Origin of the sequence: Rhodococcus chondri, from assembly GCF_036327435.1 — a bacterium.
GTDB classification, from domain to species: Bacteria; Actinomycetota; Actinomycetes; order Mycobacteriales; family Mycobacteriaceae; genus Rhodococcus; species Rhodococcus chondri.
The window spans coordinates 1-8,111 of sequence record NZ_JAUZMZ010000197.1 but is presented as its reverse complement, the minus strand read 5'-3'; the positions used below and the strand labels follow the sequence as shown (position 1 = coordinate 8,111).

The following is an 8,111-nucleotide window of genomic DNA, read 5'->3' as shown; positions in this document are numbered from 1 at the left end:
ACACCCCGGCCGGCGCCCCGCGACCACTCGTTCACCGGCCGCCGCGGCAGCCGGTCGTCGAGGTTCGACTCACTCCTGGATTCGCGCGAGAAGCGGTATCAACAGATCTGCGATCTCGGATCCCACCGTGATGAACGTCTCCTCGTCGCTGCCGGTCGGATCGACGATGTCTTCCGGCTCGGACGCAGAGAGCTGGGTCCGGGCGGCCGTCAATTCTGCGACCGTCGCTGCGCCACTGATCTGCTGCAGCCGCGCGGCTTCCCGCAAGGTGAACACGCTGCGCGTCATGTCCGGCGCGGCTTCGATGACGGACCTCCGCTGCTGTTCACTCATCGTGATGATCATGTCGGAGTCCTGCGCGATCGCCGTGTCCAGCGGGCGGGCCACGAATCCCTCCGAAGTGCCGCCGAGCTGCTGCAGGACCAGAGCCGCGGTGGGTTCCATTCCGTGACCGACCATCGCGCCGGTGCCCGCGCTGTGCGCGGTGAGTGCGGGCCGTCCGCATTCCTCGGCATATGCGGTGGTCAAACGCTCCGCAGTGGGGGATAGACAAGTATTTCGTGTGCACACATACAGAACCCGCATCCGTCGATCGTATGGGAAGTGCATTGCTTCGTCCGGACGTGGGAACCTCTTCCGAGGGTTACAGCTGTAGCCAAAAAACGGACGTTGGGTACGATCGGTTCGTTCGGAAAGCGCCGGGGGGCTCGACAAGCTGGCGCACACCACTGTCGAAGGCGGCTGATGAGTTCGGTTCTCGGGGTAACCGTGGGGGAGAGTGCCGTACGGATTGTGCGTCCCATCGATCGGACGACACCCTCCGCAGGCTTCCAATTCCAGATAGTGGAAACAGGTAAGGACGACCCGGCCCGGCTCGCCGCCGGCACGCTGGGCGTTCTGTTCCAGACAGGTGTAGCAGGCGACTCGATCGACTCGGTCGGCATCGTCTACCGCGACCAGGCACAGGCCGACCGCATCCGCGCGGCGATGACCGTGGAGAACGTCGACCGGTACACCCTCGTCTCCGAGCCCGAAGCGGCCCTGGCGTACCTGCAGGCCACCGGCGAACTCGGCAGCAAGACCGCGGTGTTCTACGACCTCGGCGACGCCGGGCTCACCGTCACGGTCGTCGACCTGGGCACCCGGGAGATCCTTGCCGAACGCACCGACAGTATCGGCGGCCGCATCTTCGACAACGTCATCCGCGAACACCAGCTCGGCACCAACGTAGTGTGGCGGCCCGACGACCCGGCCACCGACGACGAGCTGTCGTCGCAGTGCCGTGAGGCCAAGGAAAAGCTGTCGCAGACCGGCACCGTGGCGGTTCCCGGAGCGGCCGGTGTCGTGCTCATGTCCCGCGACACCTTCGACCCGCTCATCGCCCAGTGTGTCGAGTCGTCCGCGCAGTTCGTGCACAACGTCATCGCCCGTTCGGGTCTCAATCCCGAAGCGGTGGTGCTGCTCGGGGGCGGTGCCCATGTCCCGCTCGTGCAGGAAGTGCTGCGGTCGTGGCTGAAACTGCCGCTCGTGGTGCCGCACGAGCCCGAACTCGTCCTCGCCAAGGGCGGCGCGATGCTTGCCGACCGGCCCGCATCGCCGAAACCCTCCAGCGCTTTCACCCGCATCGTTCCGCCGCGACGAGAGGCACGAGAGGCGGCGCCACCGGCTGCGTCGGTGGGGGAGGAAACCGAGCGCATCCCGGTGATCACCGCCACGGTCGCGTCGTCGTCCCGCGATCCGGAGCCGACATCGAAGGCACCCTGGTGGGCGGCGCTGAGCGGGCGCGGCCCGTCCGTGAGCGGAAAGCAGATCTCAGGAGCCGGGCTCGCCGGGACCGCGCTGGCCGTGGTCGCGGTGATCGGTGTCGCGCTGGGCGCGGGCAATACCGTCTTCGGTGCGCCCAGCGACGAGGCCGGCCCCACGCAAACCATCACCACCCCGACGACGCCGAAGCGTTCGCTGCCGCAGCCCGCGGTCGCGCCGGCGCCGGTGACCACCACGACCACGGCACCCCCGACCACGGAGTCGACGCAGCCGCGGCCGGTGCCGTCGGCGCCCGAGCCCCCGCCGCCACCGGCGATGATCCCGGGCCTGAACGTCCCGGTCCCGACGCTGCCGCCGCTGCCGACCCTCGAACTGCCCCGACTGCCGGAGTTCCGCTTCCCCGGCTGACACGTGGAGTCAGAGGGCGTGACGGGCGGGCTTCGGTGGTCCGCCCGCGCGCGAAAGCACCGCCGCGATGGCCGTGGTCAACGGCACCGAGAGGGTCAGGGCCACACCGCCGACGCAGGCGCGCACGATCTCGATCGCGACGGCGTCGCCGGTGATGACGTCGGAGATGGATCGGCCCGCGACGGAGAAGAGCAGTAGCAGCGGCAGGGCGCCACCGGCGTAGGCGAGCACGAGGGTGTAGACGGTGCTGGCGATGTGGTCGCGGCCCACGCGCATCGCCGACGAGAAGATCTCCCGCCGCGACGTGTCCGGATCGAGCGCGGCCAGCTCGAACGCGGACGACGCCTGCGTGATCGTCACGTCGTTGAGCACACCGAGTGAGCCGATGATGAATCCGGCCAGCAGCAGACCCGAGATCGACACGTGTCCGATGTACATCTGGACATCGGTGTTCTGTTCTTCCGACAGGCCGGTCAGGTGGGTCATGCGGATCGCCACGTAGGACAGGAGCGCGGCGAGGGCCATCGAGGCGAGGGTGCCGAGCAGGGCCGAGCTGGTGCGCAGATTGACGCCGTGTGCGAGATAGAGCACCGCATAGAGGATCAGCGCACCGCCCACCAGCGCGACGGGGACGGCCGGTTTGCCGTCGAGCAGCGCCGGGAGCATGAATATGACCAGCACCCCGAACGCGACACCGAGTCCGATCAGGGCCCGCAGGCCCCGCCACCGCGCGACCGCGATGACGGTCACCGCGAACACCGCGACGATCAGCCCCAGCGGCAAGCTCCGGGCGAAGTCGTAGAACGAGTATTGGGTGGCGCCGCTGGGATCGGTCTGGCGTACGAGGCGCAGTTCGTCGCCGGTCTGCAGTTCGGGCTGGCCCGGTCCGGGAACCACTTCGAGCAGGGTGTTGGTGCCGGCGTCGGGGCCGGACTCGATGGACAGGACGCTGCGGTCGCACTCGTAGACGCCGGTGGCCGGCGGAACCGGGTCGCCGGTGAAGACGCGTCCCGCCGATATGCTGCCGCACGCGCCGGTGTCGTGTTCGACGACGGTGGCTGCCACGGTGACGACGGCGTCGCCTCCGGTCGTCTGGAACGGAGCGGGGACTTCGACGGATTGGTTGCTGGGCCACAGCAGGATCGTGCCGAGCAGAACGAGCGCGCCGATCGCGGAGAGCAAACCGATGACGATCTTCGCGGCGAGCGGCCCGAGCGGCGCGGGGCCCTCGAAGTGGCCGTGCCCGTGGCCGTGTCCATGATTCACGGGAACAGGCTAGCCGTGTCCACAGCAGGGGCGGGATGGGGCCGATCGAATGAAATGGGCTGGTGGTGGCGGGGAGCAGGGGGGGTTGTCCCCGCCACCTTCACCTGACCTCGCACAGGGGGGATGGCGATCGGTCAGGGAGCCCAGCACGACTTAACGTGCTGAACCCAAAGCTACTCGCTTTTTCAACGATTTGGTATGCGACCTGCCCTGTGTCTCTGATCACGGTCTCTGATCACGAAAGGACAAAAGACCCGCGAGAACACCGCCATAAGTTCCCTAACCTGCGCACACGCGCAAGGGAGCCCTTAGGTCACCGTTACGCAACGGTCGGCGTGTCCTCCCGCCCTGGGCGTGTCGGCGCTGGTCGAGCTACTGCTTGTAGCTCGACAGGAAATTGCCGAACCGCTCGATAGCAACCGCGAGATCACGTGCCCACGGCAGAGTCACGATTCGGAGATGGTCGTGATCGGGCCAGTTGAAGCCGGTGCCCTGGACCATGAGGATCTTTTCCTGCAGCAGCAGATCCTGAACCAACCTCTCGTCGTCGTGGATCTCGTAGACCTCCGGATCGAGCCGCGGGAACGCGTACAGCGCGCCCCGGGGCTTGACGCAGCTGACGCCGGGGATGGCGTTGAGCCGCTCCCACGCGACGTCGCGCTGCTCGAGCAGCCGGCCGCCGGGCAGGACCAGGTCGTCGATGCTCTGGTAACCACCGAGGGCAACCTGGATGGCGTGCTGAGCCGGCACGTTCGGGCACAGGCGGGTCGACGCGAGCAGGTCGACGCCCTCGAGGAAGCCCTGCGCGTGCTCGGTCGGACCGGTGATGACCATCCAGCCCGAGCGGTAGCCCGCGACACGGTAGGCCTTCGACAGGCCGTTGTAGGTCAGGCACAACAGATCGGGTGCCAGCGTGGCCAGGGAGACGTGCTTCGAATCGTCGTACAGGATCTTGTCGTAGATCTCGTCGGCGAGCAGCAGCAGCTGGTGCTTGCGCGCGAGCGCGACCAGCTGGGTGAGCACCTCGTGTGAGTACACGGCGCCCGTCGGATTGTTCGGGTTGATGACGAGCAGCGCCTTGGTGCGCTCGGTGATCTTGGATTCGATGTCGGCGATATCCGGGTTCCAGTCGTTGCTCTCGTCGCACAGGTAGTGCACCGGCGTACCGCCGGCGAGAGAAGTCATGGCCGTCCACAGCGGATAGTCGGGTGCCGGGATGAGCACCTCGTCGCCGTCGTCGAGCAGCGCCTGCATCGTCATCGTGATGAGCTCGGACACGCCGTTGCCCAGGTAGACATCGTTGATGTCGAACTTCGGGAAGCCCGGCACCAGTTCGTATCGGGTGACGATCGCGCGTCGGGCCGACGCGATGCCCTTGGACTCGGAGTAGCCCTGAGCGCTCGGCAAGGACGCGATCATGTCCTGCACGATCGTGTCGGGGGCTTCGAAGCCGAACGGCGCGGGATTGCCGATGTTGAGCTTGAGAATGCGGTGACCCTCGGCCTCGAGCCGGGCGGCGTGGGCGTGCACGGGCCCGCGGATCTCGTACAGCACGTTCTGCAGCTTCGACGACTGCTCGAGCTTCCGGGTGATGCGATGGTGCAGGTGGCCCTGCTGCTCTCCGATAGTCACGCAGTACATGGTGCCACCACGCCGCAAACGCATTTCAACCACCGTTTTCACGACACGAGCAAAACAATCTCAATTCTAGGGGCGACGAATGTCCGGATCGATGCAATGATGGGTTTTCCAGCAAGGCCGTCGCGTTGGGAACGTGCGGATCGAATTAGGAGTAAGTGGTATGGCGCAGGGAACAGTCAAGTGGTTCAACGCGGAGAAGGGCTTCGGATTCATCGAGCAGGACGGTGGGGGCGCAGACGTCTTCGTCCACTACTCCGAGATCCAGGGCAGCGGTTTCAAGTCGCTCGATGAGGGGGCTCGCGTCGAGTTCGAAATCGGCCAGGGACAGAAGGGCCCGCAGGCCCAGGGTGTTCACATCATCTGACCTGCCCCTAGTTGTTCCACAACGGCGGCGTTGCATCGTTCGATGCGACGTCGCCGTTGTCGTCCGCGCCAGCGCGCCGATCTCACCCGCGATGAGGAGATAGCGCGCATCCTTCGGTACTCTTTATCCGGTTCGGGGGGTTACAGAAAATCGTGCTTGTAGTCGTCGGCGACTCAGGCGTGCGCGGATGGGAGCAGCGTGGCTGCAGTACAGAACGACGAGGATGCCGTGCTGGGCGTGGCGGCGCGATGGAGAGATCGCAAGCGGTACCTGTGGCTGTACGGGCTGGTGATACCGCTGAGCCCGTTCCTGGCGTATGTGCTGGTGCGATACCTCGAACTGGGGGTGTTCTGGGCGTCCGGGGCCATCATCATCGCGGTGATCTGCCCGCTCATCGACGTCTTCGCCAAGCTCGACACGGCCAATCCGCCCGAGTCCGCCATGAAGGCGCTCGAGAACGACCGGTATTACCGGTACTGCACCTACGTCTATTTGCCGGTGCAGTACGCCGGCCTGATCTTCGGCTGCTACATGTTGGTGTCGCAGCCGATGGGTGGTGCCGAACGGTTCGCGATGGCCGCGACACTCGGCATCGTCGGTGGGGTCGGCATCAACGCCGCACACGAGCTCGGCCACAAACGCACGACCGTCGAGCGATGGCTCGCCAAGATCGCCCTTGCCCAGTCCTTCTACGGACACTTCTACGTCGAGCACAACTACGGTCACCACATCCGGGTCGCGACTCCGGACGATCCGGCCACCGCCCGCTTCGGGGAAAGCTACTGGCGCTTCCTGCCACGGTCGGTCTCCGGGAGCCTGCGGTCGGCATGGCGGTACGAGAAGGCGCGGCTGGGCCGGCGCGGGAAGTCGACGTGGAGCCTGCGCCACAACAACGTCCTGAACGCGTGGGCGATGAGCGTGGTGCTGTATGCGGCCCTCATCGCTGTCTTCGGCTGGCAGATCGCGCCGTGGCTGGTGGCCCAGGCCGTCATGGCCGTCATGTTCCTCGAGGGCGCCAACTATCTCGAGCACTACGGGCTGCTGCGGGAAAAACGCGCCGACGGCAAGTACCGCCGGGTCGCGCCCGAGCACAGCTGGAACAGCAACCACGTGTGCTCGAACCTGTTTCTCTACAACCTGCAGCGGCACAGCGACCACCACGCCAATCCACTGCGTCGCTACCAGACGCTGCGATCGATGCCGGAAGCGCCACAGCTACCCGCCGGCTACGCGGTCCTCATCCTGATGGCGCTCGTGCCGCCACTATGGCGCCGCGTAATGGATCCACGGCTGCTCGCGCACTACGATCACGACCTCACCCGCATCAACATTCACCCTCCGAAACGGAAGGAATTGTTCGCGGGTTAAGTGTCATTTGCCCTTTTGTGATGCGACATAACTCACGTTTACCCCCCGTAACATATAGTAAATTCGCCGCGATTCGTAACCTGTAATCTCCGAAATGAGTGTCAGGAGTGTTCGTGGCGTTGCCCACGCGTGAATCCGTCGAAGATCCGATTGTCTTATCGGATCCCGGCGCGGTAGCGCGTCGCCAGTGGGTAGCGGCGTATGTGAAACGTCTGGTGATCACCGACACCGTGACCGTCCTCGCCGCGGTTCTGACGGCACAGTGGGTTCGATTCGGGACTTTCGATGTGCAGGTCCAATCCAAAGCGGTCAGGTTCCTCGGTTACGGCATCGTCACCGTCGGCCTCGTTGCCCTGTGGTTGTGTGCCCTGGCGATCTTCCGTACCAGGTCCCCCCGTGTGGTGGGAAGCGGCGACGAGGAATACCGCCGAATCATCTCGTCGACGTTCTGGCTCTTCGGTTTCGTAGCCATCGTGGCGCTGCTCGCAGGTCTGGACCTGGCCCGCCTCTATCTCGCCATCGCCCTGCCGATGGGTTTGACCGGCCTGATGCTCGGTCGATGGCTCTGGCGCAGGCGAGTTGCGCGCTGGCGCGAACGCGGGCAGTTGCAGACCACAGTGCTGGTCGTAGGTAGTCAGCGTTCCGTCGAGGACCTGATCGAATCGTTTTCGAGAGGCACAGCCCACGGGTACCGGGTCGTGGGTGCCTGCATACCGGGTCCCGAAGGTCTCCGCGGCGGCACCATTCGCGCGGCCGGTTCCGAGGTTCCCCTGCTCGGCAGCGAAGGCGATGTCGTGGCCGCACTGGAACACACCGGCGCCGACACGGTCGTGATCACCGCCACCGAGAGGGTCGGGCATCGTGGCATCCGGGATCTGCTGTGGGAATTGGAGGATTCGGGAGTCGACCTAGTGGTCGCACCGGGAATCATCGATATTTCCGGTCCGCGCCTCGAGATGCGGCCGGTCGCGGGTCTCCCTCTGATTCACGTCGAGAAGCCGCAATATCACGGCGCAAAGAGCTTCGCGAAAACTTCATTCGACGTTGTGTTTTCTCTGCTGGTATTGCTGTTCGTCAGTCCGTTGATGATTGCGGCGGCTATTGCGGTCAAACTCACCAGTAAAGGTCCCGTTTTCTACAAATCCGTCCGTATCGGACTGGATGGCCGACCATTGAGGTTTTCTCAATAGCGACCTGCATGCTCGAATTGCGTCAGGACAAGCGCTGCTTGGGTGATGGAGCCGATTCGTTTGGGGCACAGAGTGATCCTGTTGAGGGCTTGCCATCGGGTGGTGAGCAG

At 65.2% G+C, this 8,111-nt stretch carries 7 protein-coding genes; 4 read left to right on the top strand and 3 right to left on the bottom strand.

Annotated elements, in window-relative coordinates:
• Nucleotides 1–69 precede the first annotated feature (69 nt).
• Nucleotides 70–585: an arsenate reductase/protein-tyrosine-phosphatase family protein gene (locus Q8814_RS22640; protein ID WP_330154226.1), complete on the bottom strand. Its 516-nt coding sequence runs from the start codon at nt 583–585 to the stop codon at nt 70–72.
• 207 nt (nt 586–792) lie between these two features.
• Here Q8814_RS22640 and Q8814_RS22635 point away from each other — a divergent pair, with 207 nt between their 5' ends.
• A complete protein-coding gene (locus Q8814_RS22635; protein WP_330154225.1) occupies nt 793–2,172 on the top strand; it encodes an Hsp70 family protein in 1,380 nt (459 codons plus the stop codon).
• 9 nt (nt 2,173–2,181) lie between these two features.
• On the opposite strand, the gene Q8814_RS22630 is transcribed toward Q8814_RS22635, so the two are convergent.
• Entirely contained in the window at nt 2,182–3,438 is a 1,257-nt protein-coding gene (locus Q8814_RS22630) for a YibE/F family protein (RefSeq protein WP_330154224.1), read from the bottom strand.
• 372 nt (nt 3,439–3,810) lie between these two features.
• Entirely contained in the window at nt 3,811–5,079 is a 1,269-nt protein-coding gene (locus Q8814_RS22625) for a pyridoxal phosphate-dependent aminotransferase (protein WP_330154227.1), read from the bottom strand.
• A gap of 160 nt (nt 5,080–5,239) precedes the next feature.
• Here Q8814_RS22625 and Q8814_RS22620 point away from each other — a divergent pair, with 160 nt between their 5' ends.
• The 3 genes from Q8814_RS22620 to Q8814_RS22610 all read left to right on the top strand — a co-directional run bounded on the left by Q8814_RS22620 (nt 5,240) and on the right by Q8814_RS22610 (nt 8,001).
• On the top strand, nt 5,240–5,443 hold the full coding sequence (locus tag Q8814_RS22620) for a cold-shock protein (protein ID WP_330154223.1): 204 nt from the start codon (nt 5,240–5,242) through the stop codon (nt 5,441–5,443).
• A 198-nt stretch (nt 5,444–5,641) separates the two neighbouring features.
• The gene (locus Q8814_RS22615; RefSeq protein WP_330154222.1) at nt 5,642–6,811 is read left to right on the top strand and encodes an alkane 1-monooxygenase; all 1,170 of its coding nucleotides are present in this window, start codon (nt 5,642–5,644) and stop codon (nt 6,809–6,811) included.
• Between the two features lie 113 nt (nt 6,812–6,924).
• Entirely contained in the window at nt 6,925–8,001 is a 1,077-nt protein-coding gene (locus Q8814_RS22610; RefSeq protein ID WP_330154221.1) for a sugar transferase, read from the top strand.
• Nucleotides 8,002–8,111 lie beyond the last annotated feature (110 nt).